22 protein-coding genes are annotated in these 24456 nt (G+C 61.8%); 11 read left to right on the top strand and 11 right to left on the bottom strand.

Annotated elements, in window-relative coordinates; genetic code table 11:
* Window positions 1-52: 52 nt before the first annotated feature.
* Together H620_RS0101755 and H620_RS0101750 are read right to left on the bottom strand one after the other, a co-directional pair.
* A complete protein-coding gene (locus H620_RS0101755) occupies window positions 53-724 on the bottom strand; it encodes a methionine ABC transporter permease (RefSeq protein WP_023378014.1) in 672 nt (223 codons plus the stop codon).
* On the bottom strand, window positions 724-1731 hold the full coding sequence (locus H620_RS0101750) for a methionine ABC transporter ATP-binding protein (protein ID WP_023378016.1): 1008 nt from the start codon (window positions 1729-1731) through the stop codon (window positions 724-726). Before H620_RS0101750 ends, H620_RS0101755 begins: the two co-directional genes overlap by 1 nt.
* A gap of 201 nt (window positions 1732-1932) precedes the next feature.
* On the opposite strand from H620_RS0101750, the gene katE reads away from it, so the two are divergent.
* The gene (katE, locus tag H620_RS0101745) at window positions 1933-4095 is read left to right on the top strand and encodes a catalase HPII (RefSeq protein WP_273497311.1); all 2163 of its coding nucleotides are present in this window, start codon (window positions 1933-1935) and stop codon (window positions 4093-4095) included.
* Between the two features lie 24 nt (window positions 4096-4119).
* On the opposite strand, the gene H620_RS0101740 is transcribed toward katE, so the two are convergent.
* From H620_RS0101740 to zur, 4 genes are all read right to left on the bottom strand, one after another.
* Window positions 4120-4827, bottom strand: a complete 708-nt coding sequence (locus H620_RS0101740) for a PA5502 family lipoprotein (RefSeq protein WP_023378018.1) — start codon at window positions 4825-4827, stop codon at window positions 4120-4122.
* 127 nt (window positions 4828-4954) lie between these two features.
* Window positions 4955-5737, bottom strand: coding sequence for a zinc ABC transporter permease subunit ZnuB (znuB, locus tag H620_RS0101735; RefSeq protein ID WP_023378019.1), 783 nt, complete (start codon window positions 5735-5737; stop codon window positions 4955-4957).
* A complete protein-coding gene (gene znuC / locus H620_RS0101730) occupies window positions 5730-6503 on the bottom strand; it encodes a zinc ABC transporter ATP-binding protein ZnuC (RefSeq protein WP_023378020.1) in 774 nt (257 codons plus the stop codon). The genes znuB and znuC overlap by 8 nt, the downstream gene beginning before the upstream one ends.
* Window positions 6500-6985 carry a zinc uptake transcriptional repressor Zur gene (gene zur, locus H620_RS0101725; protein ID WP_023378021.1) on the bottom strand — a complete coding sequence of 162 codons (486 nt, stop codon included), beginning with the start codon at window positions 6983-6985 and terminating at the stop codon, window positions 6500-6502. Before zur ends, znuC begins: the two co-directional genes overlap by 4 nt.
* 18 nt (window positions 6986-7003) lie before the next feature.
* Between zur and H620_RS0101720 the strand changes: the two genes are divergently transcribed.
* Entirely contained in the window at window positions 7004-7960 is a 957-nt protein-coding gene (locus tag H620_RS0101720; RefSeq protein ID WP_049818686.1) for a zinc ABC transporter substrate-binding protein, read from the top strand.
* A 110-nt stretch (window positions 7961-8070) separates the two neighbouring features.
* On the opposite strand, the gene H620_RS0101715 is transcribed toward H620_RS0101720, so the two are convergent.
* Both H620_RS0101715 and H620_RS0101710 read right to left on the bottom strand, forming a co-directional pair.
* A complete protein-coding gene (locus H620_RS0101715) occupies window positions 8071-9021 on the bottom strand; it encodes a homoserine kinase (protein WP_027906630.1) in 951 nt (316 codons plus the stop codon).
* A gap of 69 nt (window positions 9022-9090) precedes the next feature.
* Entirely contained in the window at window positions 9091-9378 is a 288-nt protein-coding gene (locus H620_RS0101710; protein ID WP_023378024.1) for a DUF2782 domain-containing protein, read from the bottom strand.
* 74 nt (window positions 9379-9452) lie between these two features.
* On the opposite strand from H620_RS0101710, the gene polA reads away from it, so the two are divergent.
* Window positions 9453-12200 (top strand): DNA polymerase I, encoded by a 2748-nt coding sequence (gene polA, locus H620_RS0101705; RefSeq protein ID WP_023378025.1) that lies wholly within the window; start codon window positions 9453-9455, stop codon window positions 12198-12200.
* Window positions 12201-12552: 352 nt separating this feature from the next.
* On the opposite strand, the gene yihA is transcribed toward polA, so the two are convergent.
* Window positions 12553-13185: a ribosome biogenesis GTP-binding protein YihA/YsxC gene (yihA, locus tag H620_RS0101700; RefSeq protein WP_023378026.1), complete on the bottom strand. Its 633-nt coding sequence runs from the start codon at window positions 13183-13185 to the stop codon at window positions 12553-12555.
* Between the two features lie 193 nt (window positions 13186-13378).
* On the opposite strand from yihA, the gene H620_RS0101695 reads away from it, so the two are divergent.
* From H620_RS0101695 to H620_RS0101660, 8 genes are all read left to right on the top strand, one after another.
* Entirely contained in the window at window positions 13379-13681 is a 303-nt protein-coding gene (locus tag H620_RS0101695) for a c-type cytochrome (protein WP_023378027.1), read from the top strand.
* Between the two features lie 31 nt (window positions 13682-13712).
* Complete coding sequence (locus tag H620_RS0101690) at window positions 13713-14330, top strand: c-type cytochrome (RefSeq protein WP_023378028.1); 618 nt, start codon at window positions 13713-13715, stop codon at window positions 14328-14330.
* A gap of 151 nt (window positions 14331-14481) precedes the next feature.
* Entirely contained in the window at window positions 14482-15114 is a 633-nt protein-coding gene (dsbA, locus tag H620_RS0101685; RefSeq protein WP_023378029.1) for a thiol:disulfide interchange protein DsbA, read from the top strand.
* A 12-nt stretch (window positions 15115-15126) separates the two neighbouring features.
* A complete protein-coding gene (locus H620_RS0101680; RefSeq protein WP_023378030.1) occupies window positions 15127-15981 on the top strand; it encodes an endonuclease/exonuclease/phosphatase family protein in 855 nt (284 codons plus the stop codon).
* 96 nt (window positions 15982-16077) lie between these two features.
* Entirely contained in the window at window positions 16078-18075 is a 1998-nt protein-coding gene (locus H620_RS0101675; RefSeq protein WP_023378031.1) for a GGDEF domain-containing protein, read from the top strand.
* Between the two features lie 103 nt (window positions 18076-18178).
* Window positions 18179-18574 carry a hypothetical protein gene (locus tag H620_RS0101670; RefSeq protein WP_023378032.1) on the top strand — a complete coding sequence of 132 codons (396 nt, stop codon included), beginning with the start codon at window positions 18179-18181 and terminating at the stop codon, window positions 18572-18574.
* Window positions 18575-18655: 81 nt separating this feature from the next.
* Window positions 18656-19432, top strand: coding sequence for an N-acetylmuramoyl-L-alanine amidase (locus H620_RS0101665; protein WP_023378033.1), 777 nt, complete (start codon window positions 18656-18658; stop codon window positions 19430-19432).
* Between the two features lie 92 nt (window positions 19433-19524).
* Window positions 19525-21135: an EAL domain-containing protein gene (locus tag H620_RS0101660; RefSeq protein WP_023378034.1), complete on the top strand. Its 1611-nt coding sequence runs from the start codon at window positions 19525-19527 to the stop codon at window positions 21133-21135.
* Window positions 21136-21153: 18 nt separating this feature from the next.
* Here H620_RS0101660 and H620_RS0101655 read toward each other — a convergent pair whose 3' ends face one another.
* Window positions 21154-22932, bottom strand: a complete 1779-nt coding sequence (locus tag H620_RS0101655) for a KinB sensor domain-containing domain (RefSeq protein ID WP_023378035.1) — start codon at window positions 22930-22932, stop codon at window positions 21154-21156.
* Complete coding sequence (algB, locus tag H620_RS0101650) at window positions 22929-24275, bottom strand: sigma-54-dependent response regulator transcription factor AlgB (protein WP_027906627.1); 1347 nt, start codon at window positions 24273-24275, stop codon at window positions 22929-22931. The genes H620_RS0101655 and algB overlap by 4 nt, the downstream gene beginning before the upstream one ends.
* Window positions 24276-24456: the final 181 nt, after the last annotated feature.

Raw genomic sequence — 24456 nt, 5'->3', positions numbered from 1 at the left:
GTGAGGGCCGCGACGGCCCCCGAACGGGTCGGCCTGGCCGACCCCATTGGGGTTACTTACGGGAAAAATGCACGACCAGTTTGTCGCCCACGCTTTGCAGGACTTGAACCAGAATCAGCAGCAGCACGACGGTAACGATCATCACGTCGGTCTGGAAACGCTGGTAGCCGAAGCGGATCGCCAGGTCGCCCAGGCCGCCGGCACCCACCACACCCGCCATGGCGGTGTAGGACACCAGGGTGATGGCAGTGACGGTGATGGCTGCGAAGATGCCCGGACGGGCCTCTGGCAGCAACGCGTTGGTGATGATCTGGCGGGTGGTGGCGCCCATCGACTGGGTGGCTTCGATGATGCCACGGTCCACTTCGCGCAGGGCCGTTTCGACCAGGCGTGCGAAGAACGGCGTGCAGCCTACCACCAGCGGCGGGATGGCGCCCGCGACACCCAGCGAGGTACCAGTGATCATCACGGTGACCGGGATCATCACGATTAGCAGAATGATGAACGGCAGCGAACGCAGCACGTTGACGACGAACGACAACAGCGCATAGACGCCCTTCTGCTCGAACATCTGCCGTGGTCCGCAGAGGAACAGCAGTACGCCCAGCGGCAGGCCCAGCAGCACGGTGAAGAACAGCGAGCCGAACAGCATGATCATGGTATCGACGGTGGCCAGCCAGATTTCGGCCCAGTCGACGTTGGCGAAGAAATTGAGCGCGTCCATCAACGCAGTACCTCCATATGTACGTCAGCTGCCTTGAAGCGGTCGAACGCCGCCTCCATGTCGCCGCCGGTGACGGCCAGGGTCAGCTGTCCATAGGGGACATCCTTGATGCGGTCGATACGTCCAGCGAGGATGCTGTAGTCGACCCCGGTCTCACGGGCCACGGTGCCCAACAGCGGTGCGTAGGTCGCATCGCCCTGGAATGTCAGGCGCACGATGCGGCCTGGCACGTGGGCGAAGTCGTCACGCTGCTCGCTTTCATCGACGTGTTCGTCTTCCTGCACGAAGCGCTTGGTGGTCGGGTGTTGCGGATGCAGAAATACTTCGGCCACCGAGCCCTGCTCGACGATATGGCCGGCATCCATGACCGCAACGCGGTCGCACACCCGGCGGATCACGTCCATTTCGTGGGTGATCAGCACGATGGTCAGGTTCAGCTCGCGGTTGATCTCGGCCAGCAGCTGCAGCACCGAGGCCGTGGTCTGTGGGTCGAGGGCGCTTGTGGCCTCGTCGCATAGGAGGATTTTTGGGTTGGTGGACAAGGCACGGGCGATGCCGACGCGCTGCTTCTGACCGCCAGACAGCTGTGCCGGGTACTTCCTGGCATGGTCCTGCAGGCCAACGCGGGCCAGCAGTTCGCTGACGCGCTTGTCGATCTCGCTGCGCGACAGTTCGCCGGCCAGGGTCAGTGGCAGCGCCACGTTGTCGGCCACGGTCTTGGATGCCAGCAAGTTGAAGTGCTGGAAAATCATCCCGACCTGCTGACGAAAACCGCGTAGCTGGTTGGCATTGAAGGCGGTGACATCTTCGCCGTCGACGATGATCTTGCCGCCCGAGGGCTCCTCGAGGCGATTGATCAGGCGCAGCATGGTGCTCTTGCCCGCACCGGAGTGGCCAATCAGGCCGAATACCTGGCCGTTTTCGATGGTCAGGCTGGTCGGGTTGAGAGCTGGGATTTCCCTACCGGCGACGCGGTAGGTCTTATGCACATTTTGGAACTCGATCACGTAGCGAACCTTGTGGGGCGCATGGAATTTGTGTCGGCGGTTGGCCGGGGGTCGCGCATTTTAGCCTTTTCCCATAGCTGTTCTTAGCATTTATTTCGTCATGCACCAATCCAGCGGGCATAACGCGACAACCGGTAATCCTGATTGAACGCTCGGCAAAGCTTCCTAGTCACTACTTGAACGAGCCCGTACAGGGCATGCCTGAAGACTGACGAGGAGAGCCGACTCATGCCCACCAAGAAGAACGACGCGCCCAAGCACAGTGAAGTCGCCGGCACCGATACCCCTGACCGGGCCAACACCAACGCCAAGCTGCAGCGGCTGGAGTCCTGCCGCAGCGATGCCACCGGGCAGGCGCTGCGCACCAACCAGGGCGTGAAGATCGCCGATAACCAGAACAGCCTGAAGGCGGGCCCTCGCGGACCATCGCTGCTCGAAGACTTCATCCTGCGCGAGAAGATCACCCACTTCGACCATGAACGCATCCCTGAGCGTATCGTCCACGCCCGGGGTACCGGTGCCCATGGCTACTTCCAGAGCTACGGCTGTCATGCCCAGTTGACCAAGGCTGGCTTCCTCCAGGACCCGGAGAAGATCACGCCGGTGTTCGTACGGTTTTCCACGGTACAAGGGCCACGCGGCTCGGGAGACACGGTGCGCGATGTGCGCGGCTTCGCCGTCAAGTTCTACACCGATGAAGGCAACTTCGACCTTGTTGGCAACAATATGCCGGTGTTTTTCATTCAGGATGCGATCAAGTTTCCTGACTTCGTGCATGCCGTGAAGCCTGAACCGCACAACGAGATACCGACGGGCGGCTCGGCCCATGACACCTTCTGGGACTTCGTTTCGCTGGTGCCGGAATCGGCGCACATGGTCATCTGGACCATGTCCGATCGCGCCATTCCGCGCAGCCTGCGGATGATGGAAGGCTTTGGCGTGCATACTTTCCGCATGATCAACGCCGAGGGCGTGGCCAGTTTCGTCAAGTTCCACTGGAAGCCGCGCCAGGGCGTGCATTCATTGCTATGGGATGAGGCACAGAAGCTGGCGGGCAAAGACACCGACTACCATCGCCGCGACTTGTGGGAAGCGATCGAAACCGGTGACTACCCTGAGTGGGAGTTGGGTGTGCAGATCGTACCTGAGGCCGATGAGCACAAGTTCGACTTCGACTTGCTCGATCCGACCAAGATCATTCCCGAGGAACTGGTGCCAGTCACCAAGCTGGGCAAGATGGTGCTCAACCGCAACCCGGACAATTTCTTTGCCGAAACCGAGCAAGTGGCTTTCTGTCCGGGGCACATCGTGCCGGGTATCGACTTCAGCAATGATCCGCTGCTGCAGGGCCGGCTGTTTTCCTACACCGATACTCAGATCAGCAGGCTGGGTGGCCCGAACTTCCATGAGATCCCGATCAACTGCCCGATGTCGCAGAACCACAACGGCCAGCGCGATGGCATGCACCGCATGACCATCAACAGGGGGCGTGCCTCATACGAGCCGAACTCTATCGACGGCGGTTGGCCCAAGGAGACGCCTCCTGCGGCGCAGGACGGCGGTTTCGAGAGCTATCAGGAGCGCATCGACGCGCACAAGATCCGCCAGCGCAGCGAATCGTTCGGCGACCATTTCTCCCAGGCGCGGCTGTTTTTCCAGAGCATGAGCCCGACTGAGCAGCAACACATCATCAAGGCCTACAGCTTCGAGTTGGGCAAGGTGGAGCGAGAGACCATCCGCCAGCGAGAGGTGAACGAGATTCTGGCTAACATCGACCTGAAGCTGGCGGCTGCAGTAGCAGCGAACCTCGGGTTGCCGGCGCCCAAGCAGGGCACGGTGAAGGTCAAGGGAAGCAAACTCGCGCAATCCGAGGCGCTGAGCCAGATGAACCATCCTGGTGACGTCGGTATCAAGGGGCGCAAGATTGCGCTGCTGGTGGCCGATGGGGTGGATGCGGCTAGCGTTGACGCGCTGGTCAAGGCGCTGGAGGCCGAGAGCGCCCGTCCACTGCTGCTGGGGCCGAGCTCCGCGCCGGTGAAGACGGCAGATGGCAAGCAGTTACCGGTAGACGCGTCGATGGAGGGTATGCCGTCGATCATGTTCGATGGGATAGTCGTTCCGGGCGGCAGCGAATCGGTCAAGGCGCTGGCGTCTAGCGGCTTGGCGAAGCATTTCCTGCTGGAGGGTTACAAGCATCTGAAGGCGATGGTGCTGACCAAGGATCTGGCAAGCAGCCTGGGCCTGAAGCAAGACAGGGGGCTGCTGCTGGGAGATGACAAGGCGGTAATGAATGCCTTCGTCAAAGCCGTAGAAGGGCATCGGGTATGGGAGCGAGAGGCCGTCGCGGAGGGTGTGCCGGCCTGAGGGCTGCAAAAGCAGCCCTGATCGTCACTGCTGATGCGGGACCAGAACGACCTGTGCCCGCATCGAGCGTCGGATTTCATGCTTCTGCTTGAGCTCGAAATCGCTGTCGATCTTGTGCACGCGCTTCTCAAGCAGTGTCTTCAGCCAAGGCGCGTCTTCGGTCCGAGGTACCTGGAACACCACCTCGCACTGGTAATTCACCACGTCCTTGGCAATTTCGTCGAGCTGGCGTCGCATCGCCCGGATATCGGTGGTTTTCAGCGCAACGACGGTGCTTGGTGCAGCCGGGTCGATCACCCGCGCCTGGGGCTTGGCCTCGGCAGCCTTCAGCGCTGCCTCGGCTTTTTCCAGCTCGGCCTTGCGTGCCTGGGTAACGGCATCGCCACCGGTCACCGCTGGCGCCTGGGGCATCAGCGCCCGGGCACGGGCCAGCGCGGTGGCTGCAGCATTGACGTCGCCCTTCTGCAGGACGATCTGGCTACGCTGCAGGTAGGCTTCGGCAAGCTGGCGCTGGTATTGCTCCAGGCGTGCGTCGTCGGGCGACTGGGTTTGCAGCGCCGCCAACTGATCTTCGGCGGTGGCCAGCTCATCGCTGGTGATACTTTGCTGCAATTGCTGCCAGGCATCGGCTTGGGCAGGTGCACCCGCCTGTTCGACCGGCGCGCTGGAACAGGCAGCCAGGAACAGCGAAAACGCGGCAACAAGCAGATAACGGGAGGCGAACGGCTTCATTCCTGCGACTCTCTATTTGCGCAAAAAGCGAGCAAGTCTACACCCAGGGGCATACGCTCGAAAACAGGTCTTACAGACCCTTTACCCTTGAAAAGGTTGCAGGGTATGCCTGCGCACCCCCCGGTTTTCAGCGCTTGGGCAAGGCCAGGCTCAGCAAGAATAGCACTGCGGCGCACACCACGATCGACGGGCCGGCCGGTGTGTCCTTGAACCATGACAGGGCCAGGCCGCCACACACGGCGGTGACGCCCAGCAGGCTGGCACCCAAGGCCATTTGCTCGGGGGAGCGGGCGTGACGTTGTGCCGCGGCGGCGGGAATGATCAGCAGCGATGTGATCAACAGCACCCCGACGATCTTCATGGCGACGGCGATGACCACTGCAATCAGCAGCATCAGCGCCATGCGCAGGCTCGCCACTGGCAAGCCTTCGACCATGGCCAGCTCTTCGTGCACGGTGACCGCCAGCAGGGGGCGCCACAAGGCTGCGAGCAGCAGCAGGACCAGCGCGCTGCCACCGAGGATCCAGGCCAGGTCGGTGGTGCTGATGGCCAGCAAATCACCGAACAGATAGGCCATGAGGTCGATGCGCACATCGTGCATGAAGCTGAGCGCCACCAGGCCCAGCGACAGGGTGCTGGGGGCCAGGATGCCGAGCAGGGTATCGGAGGCCAGCGGCTGGCGCTGTTGCAGCGTCACCAGCAGGATCGCCAGCAGCAGGCAGCCCACGGTCACTGCCAGCGCAGGGCTGACATCCAGGGCGAAGCCCAGTGCCACGCCGAGCAGGGCCGCGTGGGACAGCGTATCGCCGAAGTAGGCCATGCGCCGCCAGACCACGAAGGAACCCAGTGGGCCGGCCACCAGCGCCAGGGAAAGGCCCGCAAGCAGGGCATACAGAAGAAAATCAGCCATGCTTGCAGTGCTCTCCGTGAACATGGGTGCCAGGGGCGATCACCGAGCCATGCAGGTCATGGCTGTGATCGTGGTGGTGATGGTAGATGGCCAGGCTTGGCGCGTTCTGGCCGAACAGCTCGACGAACGCCGGGTCGTTGCTGACCTGCTCGGGGTGGCCGGAGCAGCACACATGGCGGTTCAGGCAAACCACCTGGTCGGTGGCGCTCATCACCAGGTGCAGGTCGTGCGACACCATCAGCACGCCGCAGCCATGGCGGTCGCGCAGGCGAGTGATCAGGTTGTACAGCTCGGTCTGCCCGACCACGTCGACGCCCTGCACCGGCTCATCCAGTACCAGCAGCTCAGGTTCGCGCAGCAGTGCGCGGGCCAGCAGCACGCGTTGCATCTCACCCCCGGAGATGGTCTGGATCGGGCTGTCGATGACCTGTTCGGCGCCCACTTCCTGCAAGGCCGACAAAGCAGCCGCACGGTCGACACCCGGTACCAGTCGCAGGAAGCGCAGTACCGAAAGTGGCAGCGTGGCGTCCACCTGGATTTTCTGCGGCATGTAGCCGATGCGCAGGCGCGGTTTGCGCCATACCGTACCGCGGTGCGGCTTGAGCAGGCCGAGCACGGCGCGTACCAGCGTGGTCTTGCCGGCGCCGTTGGGGCCGATCAGCGTGACGATCTGCCCAGGGGAGACCGACAGGTCGATGCTGTCGAGCACTGCCTCGCCACCGAAAGTGACGCCGACCTGCTCAAGGCGGATCAGTGCATCGCTCATGCCGCGCTCCGGCAGTTGCCGCACAGGCCGACGATCTCGACGGTCTGGGTTTCGACGCTGAAACCTACGTCCTTGGCACTGGCGATGATGGCGTCGCTGATGCTGTCCTGCTCCAGCTCGATGGCTACATGACATACCCGGCAGATCAGGAACTGGCCTTGGTGCGCATGTTCAGGGTGACTGCAACCGATGAAGGCGTTGAGCGATGCGATGCGATGGACCAGGCCGTTTTCGAGCAGGAAGTCCAGTGCCCGGTACACGGTAGGGGGCGCGGCGCGGCGCCCATCCTGCTCGCTGAGCACGGCAAGGATGTCATAGGCGCCCAACGGCTTGTGGCTCTGCCAGACCAGCTCCAGTACGCGACGGCGCAGAGCGGTCAGGCGCAGGCCCTGGCGCGTGCACAGGGCGTCGGCCTCAGCCAGTGCGCTGTGTACGCAATGGGAGTGATCGTGGGGACGGTGAGCCAGCGGCGTAATGGACATGGGCAGCGACGGTTCTGGATGGAGACGTTATTATGTTACCTGTTTCTGACGAGTCGAGTATTCATCGTGTCCCGATTCCTTGTGCTTTTTGTCGCTTTCCTCGCCTGTTCGGCGCACGCCGACGTGCGGGTGCTCACCAGTATCAAGCCGCTGCAGCAGATTGCCGCCGCCGTGCAGGACGGCGTAGGTACGCCCGATGTGCTGCTGCCGCCGGGCGCCTCGCCGCACCACTATGCCCTACGCCCCTCCGACATGCGGCGTGTGGGCGATGCTGACCTGTTGTACTGGATCGGGCCGGACATGGAGAGCTTCCTGCCACGGGTGCTGGGCAGCCGCAGCAAGCCCACGGTCGCGGTTCAGTCGCTGCCGGGCATGAGCCTTCGTCACTTCGGCGAGGATAGCCATTCCCATGAGGAAGAAGACCACGACGACCATGATCACGATCACCGGCCGGGTAGCCTGGATGCGCATTTGTGGCTGTCGTCGGTCAACGCCCGGGTGATCGCGACGAAGATGGCCGCCGACCTGGCGTCGGTCGATCCTTCCAACGCGGCGCGCTACCAGGGCAACCTGAAAGCTTTCGTCGAACGTCTGGATGCCTTGGATGCGCGTATCAAGGCGCGGGTATCGGGTATCGCCAACAAGCCGTACTTCGTGTTCCACGAAGCCTTCGACTACTTCGAGGCCTCTTACGGTCTGAAACACGCCGGAGTGTTCACTGTCGCTGCCGAGGTACAGCCTGGCGCGCAACATGTGGCCGCCATGCGCAAGCGCCTGCAGGAAGTGGGCAAGACCTGTGTCTTCAGTGAGCCACCGCTGCGGCCGCGGTTGGCCGAGACCCTGACGGCAGGGTTGCCGGTGCGCCTGGCCGAGCTGGATGCCCTGGGTGGCACCGACCTGGTGGATGCCGGGGGCTATGAGCGGCTGCTGGAGAAATTGGGTGCTGATCTGGCGGGGTGTCTGGAACAGTTGTAAGCCTGTTCCGACCGCTTCGCGGGTAAACCCGCTCCCACGGCGCTAGCGAAAACTCCCAGGTTATCGCTTTAGTGCAGGAGCGGGTTTACCCACCAAGAGGCAGGCGCGGCCTAGAGCGCGAACGGCAGGTGCAACGCCACCTGCTGACGCTGCGCCAGACGCACCTCGAACTCGCTCGGGTCATGGATCATCACGTCCATGCCGGCGAACGACTCGGCCGCGATCAGTCGCGACAGCCAGAACCGCACGCAGCCGACTCGCAACATCTCTGGCCACAGCTCAGCTTCCGCCGCCGTGAACGGTCGCAGCGCCGCATAGGCCGCCAGCAGCGCCTGGGCGCGGGGCACATCGATGGCGCCGTGCTCATCCAGGCACCAGTCGTTCACGGTGATGGCGATGTCATACAGCATCGGGCCCGAGCAGGCGTTGTAGAAGTCGATCACACCGGTCAGGTGGGTGCCTTCGAACATCACGTTGTCGCGGAACAGGTCGGCATGCAGGTTGGCCCGGGGCAAGGCCAGGATCTGCGCCTTGTGCGCGGTGATCTCGTCCAGTGCCGGCTGTAGCAGCGCAGCCTGCCCGGCGGTGAGACGCGGCAACAGCTCGGCACCCGATTGCAGCATCCAGTCCAGGCCGCGGTCGGTACGGCGCTCGATGATGCGCTCGCGGGTGGCGAGGTGAATGTGCGCGAGCAGTTCGCCCACCTGAGCGCAATGCTGGTTGTTGGGCGCCTTGATGTGCTTGCCCGACAACCGTGGTTGCAGCAGGGCCGGCTTGCCGCACAGTTCGCGCAGGGCGTTGCCGTCGCGGTCACGCAGTGCATAGGGCACCGGCATGTCGGCTTCGTGCAGAACATCGAGCAGCTCGATGAAGAACGGCATGTCCTCGACCGGGCCCCGTTCGACCAATGTCAGGACGAACTCCCCCTGTTCGAGGCTGACGAAGAAGTTGCTGTTCTCGGTACCGGCGGCAATGCCCTGGAAATCGAGCAAACGGCCCAGCTCGTAGGGCGCCAGAAAGGTTTCCAGCTCAGGCCGGGTCACGGGGGTGAAGACTGACATGATGAAGAGTTGCCCATGCGGGCACTTCCGCCGGGAAGTGCCAGGTTGATGTGAACGGTGCGCGTCAGATTACCACTCGAAGATCTTCCAGGACGGAATCAGCATGTCCGGCTGGTCGGAACGAATGAAATTGCCTTCGGAGCCGTCGGCGCGTACCAGAAAGTAAGGCTTGCCGTTCTTCGGCGTGACCTTGATCGCATACAGGAAGCCGTTTTGCCGATATTCCTGGATGGTTTTGTCGCCTTCCGTGCGAATGGTCACATCGGGATCTGCCGATGGGGCGTCGTCCGCCGCCAGGGTGACGACCGGCGTGGTTGCCAACAGGCCGAGCAGTAACAGGCGAATGGGTGTACGCATGATAACCTTGTCCCTTTGTCGTCATTGATCTGGCTATTCTAGCGCCGGACCCGCCGAAAAGGTTGATTCTCCTCATGAGCCAAGTGCCCCTCGTCCTGGTGGACGGTTCCTCCTATCTCTACCGCGCCTTTCACGCGCTGCCGCCGCTGACCACGTCCAAGGGCATGCCAACCGGCGCGGTCAAGGGTGTGCTGAACATGCTCAAGAGCCTGCGCAAGCAATATCCAGACAGCCTGTTCGCCGTGGTGTTCGACGCCAAGGGCGGTACGTTCCGCGATGCGATGTTCGCCGAGTACAAGGCCAACCGGCCAAGCATGCCCGACGATTTGCGGGTACAGGTCGAACCGCTGCACGCCAGTGTGAAAGCCCTGGGCTACCCCCTGTTGTGCGTCGAAGGCGTCGAAGCCGACGACGTGATCGGCACCCTGGCTCGCAGCAGTGCCACCGCTGGCCGGCCGGTGATCATCTCGACCGGTGACAAGGACATGGCGCAGTTGGTCGACGGGCACGTCACACTGGTGAACACCATGACCGGGAGCGTGCTGGACGTGGCGGGCGTGCGCGAAAAGTTCGGTGTCGGGCCCGAGCATATCATCGACTTCCTTGCCCTGATGGGCGACAAGGTCGACAACATCCCCGGCGTGCCGGGCGTGGGCGAAAAGACGGCGGTCGGCCTGCTGACAGGGATCGGCGGTGGTCTGAGCGACCTGTACGCTAACCTCGACAAGGTGGCGGCCCTGCCGATCCGTGGTGCCAAGACCCTGCCAGCCAAGCTCGAAGAGCATCGCGATGCCGCGTTTCTGTCGTATGAGTTGGCCACCATCAAGGTCGACGTGGCGCTGGAAATCGACGTCGATGACCTGGTCTGCGGCGAACCCGACCGCGAGGCGCTGCTGGCGCTGTACACCGAAATGGAGTTCAAGAGCTGGATCGCCGAGGTCCAGCGTGACGCCAGCCAGGCCGGTGAAGCCCTTGAACCGGTCGAGGCACCGGCGGCCAAGGTTGAACCTAAATACGAAACCATCCTCGACCAGGCTCGCTTCGATGCCTGGCTTGAGAAGCTGCGCCAGGCCCAGCTGTTTGCCTTCGACACCGAAACCACCAGCCTGGATGCACAGCAGGCACAGTTGGTGGGCCTGTCGTTCGCAGTCGAGCCCCATGAGGCGGCCTATGTGCCGCTGGCCCACGACTACGAAGGGGCCCCGACGCAGCTGGACCGCGAGCAAGTGTTGAAGGCGCTCAAGCCGTTGCTGGAGGACCCAGGCAAGGCCAAGGTCGGTCAGAACGCCAAGTACGACATCAATATTCTCGCCAATTGCGAGCTGGCCATTCAGATGCGTGGCGTCGCCTATGACACCATGCTCGAATCCTACGTGCTGGATTCCACTGCCACCCGTCACGACATGGACAGCCTGGCGCAGAAATACCTCGATCACACCACCATTACCTTCGAGCAGATTGCGGGCAAGGGTGCCAAGCAGCTGACCTTCAACCAGATTCCCCTGGAAAAGGCCGGCCCCTATGCTGCCGAGGACGCCGATATCACCTTGCGTCTGCACCAGGCGCTGCAGGCGCGCCTGGCCAAGACCCCGAGCGTGCAGCCGGTTCTGATGGACATCGAGATGCCGCTGGTGCCGGTGCTGGCCAAGATCGAGCGCCAGGGGGCATTGGTCGATGCCGAACTGCTGAAGATCCAAAGTGGCGAGCTGGGTGTGAAAATGGCCGAGCTGGAGCGCCGCGCCTTCGAGTTGGCTGGCGAGGAGTTCAACCTGGGTTCGCCCAAGCAGCTGGGTGCCATCCTGTACGACAAGCTGGGCATGCCCGTGCTGAGCAAGACTGCCAAAGGGCAGCCTTCCACCGCTGAAGCGGTGCTCGATGAACTGGCCGAGCAGGGTTACCCGCTGCCCGAAGTACTGATGCAGTACCGCACCCTGAGTAAACTCAAGAGCACCTACACCGACAAGCTTCCAGGGCAGATCAACCCGCGTACTGGGCGCATCCACACCTCGTACCAGCAAGCCGTGGCCGCGACCGGGCGCCTGTCGTCCAGCGACCCGAACCTGCAGAACATCCCGATCCGCACGGCCGAAGGCCGACGCATTCGTCAGGCCTTCATTGCCAGCCCCGGTTACAAGCTGCTGGCGGCGGACTACTCGCAGATCGAGCTGCGCATCATGGCTCACCTGGCCAAGGACGAAGGCCTGCTGCATGCCTTCCGCAACAACCTCGATGTCCACCGTGCGACTGCCGCCGAAGTCTTCGGTGTGGCACTCGAGGCGGTCACCACGGACCAGCGCCGCAGCGCCAAGGCCATCAACTTCGGCTTGATCTACGGTATGAGCGCCTTTGGACTGGCCAAGCAGATCGGTGTCGATCGCAAGCAGTCACAGGACTACATTGACCGTTATTTCGCCCGCTACCCCGGTGTGCTGGCCTACATGGAGCGCACGCGTGCCCAGGCGGCCGAGCAAGGCTTCGTCGAGACCCTGTTCGGACGCCGCCTGTACCTGCCGGACATCAACGCCAAGAACCCAGCCTTGCGCAAAGGCGCCGAACGCACGGCGATCAACGCGCCGATGCAGGGCACCGCAGCCGATATCATCAAGCGGGCGATGGTGAATGTGGACAACTGGCTCACCCAGAGCAATCTGGATGCCCGTGTGATCCTGCAGGTTCACGACGAACTGGTACTCGAAGTGAAAGAGGGTCTGGTCGAGCAGGTGAAAGATGAAATTCGCACGCAAATGAGCAATGCCGCGCAGCTGGATGTTCCGCTGCTGGTAGAGGTAGGCGTGGGCTCGAATTGGGACGAAGCTCACTGATTACGCTGGAAAAGATGTGTAGGATCGGGGATGTGTGCCGCGGATCCGAAGCAGGCCTCGGGCCTCTGGTTCTGAAGTTTCATGAAACTATCGCAAATAGTTTTGAGGGCTTCGGAACTAAATCGGTGAAACGGGGCTCAGAGTAACTGAATGGCTGGTGAAGCCTTTCGATGCTCCTATGTTGTGTTAAGTGTTGGCAGATACCCGGACCCCGCCCTAGCGGTCCGGACTTGAACCCCAGACTTCCCCCTCCCCATATGAAGTCCGGGGTTTTTTTTGCCCGGAATTTGACCAGCCGGTACACACCCGCAGGAGCGGGTGGGCCCGCTCCTGCAGGGTGGTTGTGCTCACTTCAGGCAGTTGGCTTGTCTTCGAGCTCCATCCAATCCGCCAGCACGCGGTAGGCATCCTCGACTCCCAGGCGCTTGGGCGCCGAGAACAGCTGGATGGTCACACCGTCGCCCCAACCCTTGCGAATTTCCGACTGCACCTTGAGCAAGGTGTTCTTGCCGGCACCGTGGGTCAGTTTGTCGGCCTTGGTCAGCAGAATGTGCATCGGCATGCCGCTGGCCTTTGCCCAGTCGAGCATCATCTTGTCGAAGTCGGTCATGGGGTGACGCACGTCCATCATCAGGATGACGCCACGCAGGCACTCGCGGCTGCCCAGGTAGGCCTCCAGGTGGCGCTGCCAGTGCTGCTTGAGCGGGATCGGGACTTTTGCATATCCGTAACCCGGCAGGTCGACCAAACGCCGTTCATCGTCCAGACTGAAGAAATTCAACAGCTGGGTGCGCCCTGGGGTCTTCGAGGTGCGCGCCAGGCTGGCATGAGTCAGGGTATTGAGGGCGCTGGACTTGCCGGCGTTGGAGCGACCGGCGAAAGCCACCTCGTAACCCTGGTCGTCCGGACATTGTTCGACCTTGGCTGCGCTGAGGGCGAATTTGGCTTTCTGGCAGAGGCCGAGGATGGGGTTCTTGACTTGCATGGGATATCCGATGTGGGTGTTGCCAAGGCCGAAGCCGGCAAGCGGTGTCGTTTCCGTTTGGATGGCGGAAGTATATAATGCCCCAGTTTTTGTGTGCTCATTCTCCCAGCGAAGGAGATCGAGCATGGGGTGTCGAACAATAGCTCGCGCATCAGAACGCAGCGCGGCCCCCAACCCTGTCAGGTCGTTCCGCATGGCGAAATGGCTGCTTGCTGTCGGTATGTTCCTACCGTTTTTCAGCGCACAGGCTACACAGGATCCCGAGGCGTTGTACAACCGCACGTGTGCGGCCTGTCACGCCGGGCAGTTGCCACAGGCACCCAAGCGGGGTGACCGGGCAGCCTGGGAGCCAAGGCTGGCGCAAGGTGTGAACACACTGGTGGCGCATGTTACCCAGGGTTTCAAGGCTATGCCGCCGCGTGGATTGTGCATGGACTGCAGTGCCGAGGACTACCGTTTGGTCATCCTTTGGATGAGTGGCAGTCCCGATACATAACATTTCACCCTTAGCCGTGTTGGATTAGCTGATGAACAAACTAGTCGTGAGTCTGCTGTTGACCATGGGTGTCGCAGGTGCGGCCACTGCTGCTGACCCCATCAAAGGCGATGCCGCCGCCGGCCAGGCCAAGACGGCCGTCTGTGGTGCCTGCCACAACCCCGACGGTAACAGTCTGGCGCCGAACTTCCCGAAACTGGCCGGCCAAGGCCAGCGCTACCTCGAAAAACAACTGCATGACATCAAGTCCGGCAAGCGTACCGTGCTGGAAATGACAGGCATGCTCGCCAACTTCAACGACCAGGACCTGGCCGATATCGCCGCCTATTTCTCCAGTCAGAAAGGCAGCGTGGGGGCGGCCGATCCAAAACTGGTCGAGCGGGGCCGTGCCCTGTTCAACGGCGGTGACCTTGAGAAAGGCATGCCGGCCTGTACCGGCTGCCACTCGCCCAATGGCGCTGGCATCGCCCTCGCCGGCTTCCCGCACCTGGGGGGCCAGCATGCGCAGTACGTGACCAAGCAGCTCACGGACTTCCGCGAAGGCAATCGCACCAATGATGGCGATGCCATGCCCATGCGCTCGATTGCCGGCAAGCTGAGCAACAAGGATATCGAGGCGTTGTCCAGCTACATCCAGGGCCTGCATTAACATTCGGTTAATGCTGTACGGCAAAGATGAAAGGGCGGCCGGACCGCCCTTTTTTCAGTCCGCAGCCGTTACACTACAGAACTCGGGCCCTTCCCGACCTGTCTGAATTCAGGTCGCGTCGAGGCGACCAATGACTGCTCAGGAGTAAAGCATGCGTAAACTGATTCTCAGCGCTGCGCTGGTCGCTGCCAGCGTATTCGGTATGACTGCCGTCCAGGCTGCGGAGCCCGTGGCCGGCAAGGAATACATCGAGCTGAGCAACCCTGTTCCGGTATCCGTGCCTGGCAAGATCGAAGTGATCGAGCTGTTCTGGTACGGCTGCCCACACTGCTACCACTTCGAGCCGACCATCAACCCATGGGTAGACAAGCTGCCCAAGGACGTCAATTTCAAACGCGTTCCGGCAATGTTCGGCGGCCCATGGGATGCCCATGGCCAGATGTTCCTGACTCTCGAAGCCATGGGTGTGGAGCACAAGGTGCACGCCGCCGTGTTCGATGCCATCCAGAACCAGCGCAAGCGTCTGACCGACCCTGCCGACATGGCTGACTTCCTCGCTACCCAGGGCGTCGACAAAGACAAGTTCCTGGCGACCTACAACTCCTTCGCCATCAAAGGCCAGGTCAACCAGGCCAAGGAGCTGGCGAAAAAGTACGAAATCACGGGTGTACCGAGCATGGTGGTCAACGGCAAGTACCGCTTCGACCTGGGTACCGCAGGCGGTCCGGAAGGCGTCCTGAACGTCGCCGACCAACTGATCGCCAAGGAGCGCGCCGCTAAGTAAGCGGCGAACCCTATGCCCCGCTTCAGAAACACGCGTGGCATTGGCCTGCATCAGCCGCAGGTCAACGAACATCACCTGCAGGCCCCTGGCCTGCCCGAGGATGGCCGCCTGCGGTTGCTGAGCTTCAACATTCAGGTCGGCATCAGCACCGAGCGTTACCGTCATTACCTGACCCGTAGCTGGCAGCATTTGCTGCCGCACAACGGGCGGGCGGGCAACCTGCAAAAGATCGGCGAGCTGCTCAACGATTTTGACCTGGTGGCCCTGCAGGAGGCCGATGGCGGCAGCCTGCGTTCAGGCTTCGTCAACCAGGTCGAGCACTTGGCTCAGTTGGGCGCCTTCCCCTACTGGTACCAGCAGCTCAATCGCAACCTCGGGCGGTTCGCCCAGCACAGCAACGGGGTGCTCAGCCGCCTCAAACCGCATCTGCTGGAAGACCATCCGTTGCCTGGCCCGGCTGGGCGTGGGGCAATTCTGGTGCGATTCGGCGAGGGCGACGACGCGCTGATCGTGGTGATGATGCACCTGGCACTGGGGGCGAAGACCCGTGCCAGGCAGTTGGCCTACATTCGCGAGCTGATCGGCGGCTATCGTCACCAGGTGTTGATGGGCGACATGAACACCCATGCCACCGACCTGCTCGACCACTCGCCTCTGCGCGATCTGGGCCTGATCGCCCCGCAGGCCGAGGCCACCTTCCCCAGCTGGCGCCCTCAGCGCTGCCTGGACCATATCCTGCTCAGCCCGAGCTTGACCCTCGAACGGGTCGAGGTGCTGGCGCAGCCAATTTCCGACCACCTTCCCGTCGCTGTCGAGATCCGATTGCCTGAAGCATTGACTGTGGATACGCTGCCGGTCCTGAGGTAGATCAGCAGAAGCGTTTCGAGCGCTCAAGTGTTCGAAGCGTTCGCCGAAAGCGTGTAATCACAGCTCATAGATGCATCACTTTTTGCGGATCCAGGCATGACCATCGACGCCGAGCGCTGGAAAGAAAAATATCTAAAAAGCATCGAACAGCAGGAAAAGCTCGAGCGTCGCTGGAATGCTCGACTTGACCTGTTGCGCCGGGGCCTGGTGCGCAGCACCCTGGCAGCCGAAGGCAGCGACAAGGCGGTCGACCAGTGCATGAAGGAAATGCGCGAGGTGATCCGCAGCGACAACATGGACGCCGGCCTGGCCGGCCTGATTCCGCGCCTGGAAAAAGCCGTTCTGGATTCCGAGCAGCGACGTGAAACACGGATGAACCAGGTCCGCGATGCGCTCACGTCATTGGTAAGCCAGTTGCAAACGCTGCCATTGCCGGGTGATGTATCCAGATCATTGAAAAAGCTGGCCAAGAAACTCGATGGCGGCGTAAGCCAGTCCCGCGACCTGCCTCCTTTACTCGGCGAGCTCAGCGGTCTGCAAGGGCTCGCCCTGTCCACGCTGAGCAAACCCGAGGAAGAAGCCAGGCCGGGGTTTCTGCAGCGCCTGTTCGGTAATCGCGAAATCGAACAGCAGGGTGAGCAGGCACTGGTCCATGCAGACCAGGCAGCGGCCGATGTTCCCGCGGTACCTCCTTCGCTCGACGTCGCGCCCGCGCCGCCAGCTTCCGATGTAGTCGAGGCACCAGCGCCCGATGTGGATGAGCTGCAGCCGCTTGCGGCGCAGCTGCAAGCGCCTGCCGAGCCCGTGAGTGCCGAGCAGCCCCAAATGCCGGAAGCCGTTGCAGAGTCGGAACCGACCGTGCTGTCCGAGCCTGCACTGGTCGAGAACCAACGCCATGAGCCACCGGCGGCCCCACCCGCTGCGCCGTTGCCCGTGTCTGAGCAGCTCCAGGAAGGCGAGCTGCCTTCACTGGTCGACGCTTCGTTGCAGGTCGAGGATGCTGCTGGCGAGGACGGCCCCTATGCCTTGCCCGACGCTGTCGAACCACCTTACAGCCAGGTCGCTGCGCATATCGAGCAGACCCTGATTGGCCTGCTCGACGACCTGAGCCTGCCCGAGCGCCACAAGGCACAAGCCCTGGCAATGCGCGAGCGGGTGGCGCGCGGCTTGAACTGGTATGAGCTGATCCCGGTTCTCGACGACCTGGCAGTGCTCATGCTGGCCATTACCGACAGCGGTCAGCACGAATTCGAGGCTTACCTGCAACAGCTCAACGAGCGCCTGGAGAATTTCCAGAGCCACTTGCAGGAAGCCAGTGCCGGACACGCCGACAACAGTACCGCTGCCCGTGAGCTGGACAGCCAACTGCGCGAACAGGTCGATGGCCTGCAAAGTAGCGTACAGGGCGCGGCGGACCTGGAAAGCCTCAAGCACATCCTGGAAAACCGTCTTGAGGGGTTGTCTGTCACCATTGACGATCATCAGCGTGAGCGCGACCGCCGCGAACAGGAACTGGCAGGGCGCCTGCAGGGCCTGGCCGAACGTGTGGCCAGTATGGAGCAGGAAGCCCTTGGCTACCGTGAGCATCTGGAGGAGCAACGGCAGAAGGCGCTTATCGACCCGCTCACCGGCCTGCCGAACCGCGCAGCCTGGGCCGAGCGGGTCGAGCGCGAGGTCCAGGACTGGCAGGAGGGTGGCGGGCATCTGCTGATGGCTATCCTTGACCTGGACCATTTCAAGCGCATCAACGACGGCTACGGCCACCTGGCCGGCGACAAGGTGCTGAAGATCGTTGCCGACCAACTGCGCAAGCGGCTGCGAGGCCAGGATTTCATCGCCCGCTTTGGCGGTGAGGAGTTCGTCCTGTTGTTGCCGCAGACCTCCCCGGCTGCCGGTCAACAATTCGCCGAAGTGCTACGCGCGGCCATCGAGGCGTGCCCATTTCACTTCAAGGGCGAGCGCGTGGTGATCACCGCTTCCATTGGCGTGAGCGCTTTCCGCTCCGGCGAGCGTGCCGACCAAGTGCTCAAGCGTGCCGACGACGCCTTGTACCGGGCGAAGGACCTGGGGCGTAACCGGGTCGAAATGGCATAAACAAGTACCGCATTCATCGCGCCTACGAGGTCGAGACTGCGTAACCGACATGTGCACTGTCGTGCATGTCGTTACGGAACGATCTCTGATGAGGAGCCGAGCGATGAAAGCATTCAAAGCGTGGGTTGTACTAATGATGGGGTTGGCCTACCAGGCCTCTGCCCTGGCCAATGAAACCTGGTGGACCGCACACATTGGCGGTGACGGCAGTGTGTTGCGCCAATGGCCAAAGTGGATCGAAAGGGTCGAGCACAAACCTCAGGACAACTACTTCACTCAATACACGCTGTTCTTCAACAAGCGCATCGTGCATCAGGACCCCGGCTTCTGCTCGGTCTCGCCGATCGATGCCAGCAGCGAAAACAGGCTGGTACATGGCTACGCCAAAGTGATCGGCAAGCCATTGGCCGAGCAGGCAACGGTGCTGACCCAACTGGTGGATGTGAAAGGCCCCAGTGGCGACAACTCGATGGAATTCCTGGTGCTGTGCACACGCTGAATCACTCTTTAGCCTAATGGCCGGGAAGGAGCACGTTATACTGTAGCGACGATGTAGACTCCTCCAGACGTGCTCCCACCGATGAAAACCTTATTCACCGCTTGCATGCTGTTGATCCTAGCGGGTTGTTCCACAGGCCTGCGCATCGACCGCAGCCATGTTTCCGCCAACCAGGACGACCGAATCCAGTTCGTGGTCCTGCATTACACCAATGCGTCCCTTGAACGTTCCCTGGCGCTGCTGACCCATGGTGAGGTCAGCAGTCATTACCTGATAGGTGACGGCCCGGCGACGGTCTACCAGTTGGTCGACGAGAGCCGTCGGGCCTGGCATGCCGGTGACAGCCAGTGGCAAGGTCGAACCTGGCTCAATTCGAGCTCCATCGGCATCGAGATCGTCAATCCTGGTTTCACCGACACCCCCAATGGTCGGGTCTGGCACCCTTACAGCGAGGCGCAGATCCAGGCGCTGATCGCCCTGCTCAACGATATCGTCAAACGCAATCACATCGAGCCGCGCCACATTATTGGCCACAGTGATATCGCACCATTACGCAAACTGGACCCCGGGCCGTTGTTCCCCTGGAAGCGCCTGGCCGAAGCGGGCCTCGGGATTTGGCCAGACGCCGCGGCGGTAGCACGCCAGCAAGCATATTTCAGTGCTAATCCCCCCACGATCGGCTGGTATCAGCAAGAATTAGCCCGTTTTGGTTACGCAATCGAGCAAACCGCAGAGCTGGACGTTGCCACCCGCCATGTGATCGCTGCATTCCAGATGCGCTTCCGTCCAGCGCGTTTCGATGGCATGCCGGACGCACAGACAGCCGCAATTCTGCAGGTGCTCAACCGCATGCGTTAGTCAGGCGCCCCCACGCGCCTTAATCACCGCTCAACGGGCAGGCTGAGTGTCAAACCAGTTGCTATACCTTGTTAATCAACTGGATGCTAGCGATGTCAGCCTTGCTCACTGCACTGCGCCAATTTTTTTACCGTCCCTGGATGCTGGCCACCTTGGCAGCGTTGGCCAGTGGCGCAGTGCTGCTGACTGCCAGCTTCGGTATCGCCCTGCAACAGATGAAGCAGAACGAAAGTGCGCAAATGAATGCGCAGGGCGACCGATTTCTCGAGCGGCTAGAGCAGGTATTCGGCCAGCTGCGCGAGGGCGTCGATGCGTTGCAGGCGCAGCCCTTGCGCGGCTGTGACGCGGCGATGTTGCAGGCCTTGCAGGCAGTCGGCCTCGGGTCGCGCTTTATTTATGAGGCCGCATACATCGACGGCAACATCGCCTGTTCGAATCGGGGGGGTGAAAGGCTCATCGAATCCTTGCGGGCGCCAGACATTCGAGGCCCCACCTACAGCTATTGGTTGAACACCACCACCGAGCCTGATGAAAACCTGGCGGCGCTGATGTTGGGGCGCGGCAGGTTCGTGGTTTCGACATCCCGTGGGCACCTGACCGATGTGGTCGACTTGCCCCCCGGCGGCAGCTTGCTGGTCGTGCTCGACAATGGTGCCCGAGCCATCCCGGTGCTGGGCCCGCCGCAAGTCTGGCCGCCCGCTGCTGCCTGGCCTTCCAGCGAGAACACGCTACTCGAACTGAGCGACCGTCTTATCTATCGCATGCCGACGAAATCGCCGGATTACCAGTTGGTGCTGATCGCTCCACGGGCGAGCCTGCCATTGAAAATGAACGGCATGCTCTGGTTGCTGATTCCTGGCAGCCTGTTGGCGGCCTGCTGCATCGGTTGGCTGGTGCTGCAGCTGGTGCAGCAGCGGCGCTCGATGAGTTCCGAATTGCAGAACGCTCTACGCCGTGGCGAACTGCAAGTGCTTTACCAGCCCATATTCGAACTCGACAGCCGACGATGCGTGGGGGCCGAGGCGTTGGTGCGCTGGCGCCGCCCAGACGGGACGCTGACCAGCCCGGATTTGTTCATTCCCCTGGCCGAGAACACCGGGCAGATATGCCAGATCACCGACTTCGTCCTGCAGCGTGTGCTCGAACAACTTGGGCAGTTGCTGCGTTCGCACCCCAACCTGTACATCTCGGTCAACCTCGCTGCCTGTGATGTGATGGTGCCGCGCATCGGGCGAGTCGCTGCACGGTTATTGGCGTTGCACCGGGTGTCGGCCAGCCAGATCGCCTTCGAGGTTACCGAGCGGGGGCTGATCGACGTGGTAGTGGCCCGTGACAATCTGCAGGCGTTGCGGGCCGTGGGGCACCAGGTGCTGATCGATGATTTCGGCACGGGATATTGCAGTCTGGCCTACCTGCAGACCTTGCCCGTGGATTGCCTGAAGATCGACAAGGCCTTCATCGATGCACTGGGGCACGATGCCGCCAGTAGCGGAGTTGCACCGCACATCATTCGCATGGCCCATGACCTGCACCTGCGAGTGATTGCCGAAGGCATCGAATGCGAAGACCAGGCCGAGCTGCTCAACAGCGAAGGGGTGAACTACGGCCAGGGCTGGTTGTTCGCCCATCCACTTAACGCACGGCAGTTCGCCGAGCTGGTGACCCGCGGAAGACAGGTTGCAGCTCGGCGGGGTGAAAACTGACTTGCGTTGGGCGAGGGTTCAGACAGGCAGCGCCATATAGAATTGGGTGCCTTGTCCGGGGCGGGAAAACACGCCCATGCGCCCCCCATGCAGTTGCACGATCTCCTTGCACAATGCAAGGCCCAGCCCTGCGCCGCCCTTCTTGCGGCCCACCTGCACGAACGGTTCGAAAATTCGGCCTTGCTGCCCATAGGCGATACCTTCGCCATTGTCTTCGACACTGATGATCACTCGCTCTGCGTGCCGCCGTGCATGCAGGCGGATCTTTCCACCGTTTGGAGTATGGCGAATGGCGTTGTGCAGCAGGTTGTCCATTACCCGGTCGAGTTGGGCGACGTCGGCCTGTATGCGTGGCAATGGCGGTTCCAGGACGTTGACCAATTCGATTTGCTTATGCGCAGCCTGCTCGGTGAAGCGTGCCTTGGCGCGTTCAAGCAGGTCGTCGATGGGGCAAGGCGCCAGTTCGAGTTTTTGCAGCCCACTTTGATAGCGTGAAAAGTTCAGCAGGTCATTGATCAACTGGGTCAGACGCTGCATCTCTTCGCCGATGGTTTCGATCAGGTCGTACTCGCGTGCATCCGGGGGGAATGTCAGGCGTTCGCGAAGCAGGCCGAATGCCATGTGCATGCCGGTGATCGGCGTGCGCAGCTCATGGGAGGCACGCAGTACGAACTCGCTGCGTACACGCTCGAAGGCGCGCTGCTCGGTCACATCGTGCAGCACCATCACCGCGCCCAGAATTGGCCCCTGTGGATGGCTGACCGGTGTCAGGCTATAGGTCAGCAGCCGAGACTCTTCGTCGACTTCGATCTGCAGGTCGTCAGGGGGGCGATCGAGGTTGCCGCCGCGCAATACCTGTCGCAGTTGATGTTCCAGCTCCGGGCGCTGCAGGGCGTCGGCCAGGCTGCTGCCCACACGGCTGTCGCTCCAGCCCAGCTGACGCTGTGCTACCGGGTTCAGATGCTCCAGATGGCCTTGGCGGTCGATGATCAGCAAGCCATCGTCGATGCTGTCGAGCACAGCCTGCAGGCGCTGCTGGCCGGCCATCAATTCATCGACATTGGTTTCCTGGTGCTTGCGCAGCGCTTCGGCCATCAACCCGAAACGGCGAGTCAACTGGTTCAGCTCGGCTGCCTGGGTGACCGGCAGGGTGACGTTGAAGTTGCCTTTGCCCAGTTGGTCGGCGGCCTGGGCCAGGGCCTCGATCGGTTGGCCCAGGCGGCGGGCGATCTTGTGTGCGGTGACGAACCCTAGCGCCAGTACTACAAGGCCGATCAGGCCAAGCAGGCCACTGACCAGCAGGGCGCGGCTGCGCGTCTGCTCTTCGCTGCGGATGATGAGCTCTAGCGTTTGCCTGTGGGAGTCGATCAGGTCGGTGCGCACTTGACCAAACGCCGCGCCAAGCGGTTGATCCGCACCCATGCTTCGAGCCGGATTGGCGCTTTCCCGATAGGCCCGCAGAAAGCTTTGAAAATGGCTACTGGCCTTGCTGAAGCTGCTCTGTTCACCACCCTGAGCTAGACCCTGATCGAGCAGGGCCTGGAAGTTGTCCTGCAGCGATTGCAGATGCTCGGGGACGGTATCTTCATCGAGGATCAAGGTCAGTTGTTCGCCTAGGTTCTGCCGCAACTTGAGGCCGATTTCCAGGGCGTGGGTCGCTTCTTTCACCAACTGCTGCTGTACCGTCGCCATTTGCATCACGCTGACCAGACCCAGGGTCAGGCCAAGCAGAGATGCTGTAACGAGCGTTGAAATGCTTAGAAAAAGCCGCGTGCGCAGCTTCATCGACCATTTCATAAGTTGTACTGCTTACGCTTGCGGTACAGGGTGGAGGCATCGATACCCAAGGTCTTGGCGGCTTGGTCCAGCGTATCGCTGGTGGCCAGCACCGCGCCGATATGGGCGCGCTCCAGCTCATCCAGACTGAGGGGCGCGCCGATCCGAGGGGTGTTGCCTGCAGGTTGTTCACCCATTCCCAGGTGGCTCATTTCCACCCACTCCTGCGGGCAGATGATGCTGGCCCGCTCCACCACGTTACGCAGTTCGCGGATGTTGCCCGGCCATCGGTAATTGAGCAACGCAGTGCGAGCTTGCTCACTGAAGCCTCTGGCGGGGCGGGAGTATTCCTTGACGAAGCGGGCCAGGAAGCGCTCGGCCAGGGTCAGGATATCCTCGCTGCGCTCCCGCAGAGGTGGCAGGTGCAACGTGATGACGTTGAGACGGTACAGCAGGTCTTCGCGGAAACGGCTTTCGCGCACCATTTCTTCCAGGTTCAGGTTGGTGGCCGCGAGAATCCGTACGTCGGCTCGCCGGGTGACCGGATCGCCTACCCGCTCGTATTCCTTATCCTGGATGAAACGCAGCAGCTTGGGTTGCAGGGTCAGCGGGAAATCGCCGATCTCGTCGAGGAACAGCGTACCGCCATCGGCCTGGCTGACGCGCCCCAATGTGCTCTCGCTGGCGCCGGTGAAGGCACCACGGGTATGGCCGAACAGTTCGCTTTCCATCAGCTCGGCGTTCAGTGATGGGCAGTTGATGGTGACGCATGCCTTGCGTGCCCGCTTGCTCCAACCATGAATCGCCCGGGCCAGTTCGCCCTTGCCGGTGCCCGATTCTCCCAGAATCAGGATATTGGCATCGGTGGTGGCGACTTGGCGGGCAGTCTCCAGGACAGCCATCATCGCCGGGCTGTGCGAATCCAGCCCGTCCTTTGGTTTGCGTACTTCGCCTTCGAGGGCTTCCAGCCGCGCCGACAGCTGGCGCACTTCCAGTTGTTTGGCCGTGGCCAGGCGCAACTGGTCGGGGCTGCAGGGCTTGACCAGATAGTCGGCAGCCCCGGCCTGAATGGCGTCCACCGCCGTGTCGACTGCGGAATGAGCGGTGACGATCACCACCCGCATCCACGGCGCTTGGATGCGCATCTGGGCCAGTACGTCCAGGCCGTTGTCATCGCCCAGGCGCAAATCCAGGAAGCACAGGTCGAACACCTGGCGCTGAAGCAAGGCTTCGGCCTGGGCGGCGCTGCTTGCGGTGGACACGCTGTAGCCTTCGTCCTCGAGGCAATAGCGGAATGTACGCAGGATAGCGGACTCATCATCCACCAGCAGAATGCGGCCTTGGGTGTCCTGGGCTGACTCCATTTCCTGCGCTCCTTAGGATGTGTCTTCAATTAGTGTGGGAAAAATCGGGCAAGTTGCATGGTCAATATTGACGGATTCTGTCCTTTGCATGCTAGCCAATGGCCCATCTTCGCGGTGAAGCCGCGATATCTCGATGATTGGCTTAGAGGTGTCGAATGGCACATTGGTTGCGAAGATTTTT

Source organism: Pseudomonas taiwanensis DSM 21245, from assembly GCF_000425785.1.
In the GTDB taxonomy this organism is placed as follows: Bacteria; Pseudomonadota; Gammaproteobacteria; order Pseudomonadales; family Pseudomonadaceae; genus Aquipseudomonas; species Aquipseudomonas taiwanensis.
The sequence above is the reverse complement of the archived record's forward strand: the minus strand, read 5'-3'. Positions and strand labels throughout refer to the sequence as shown.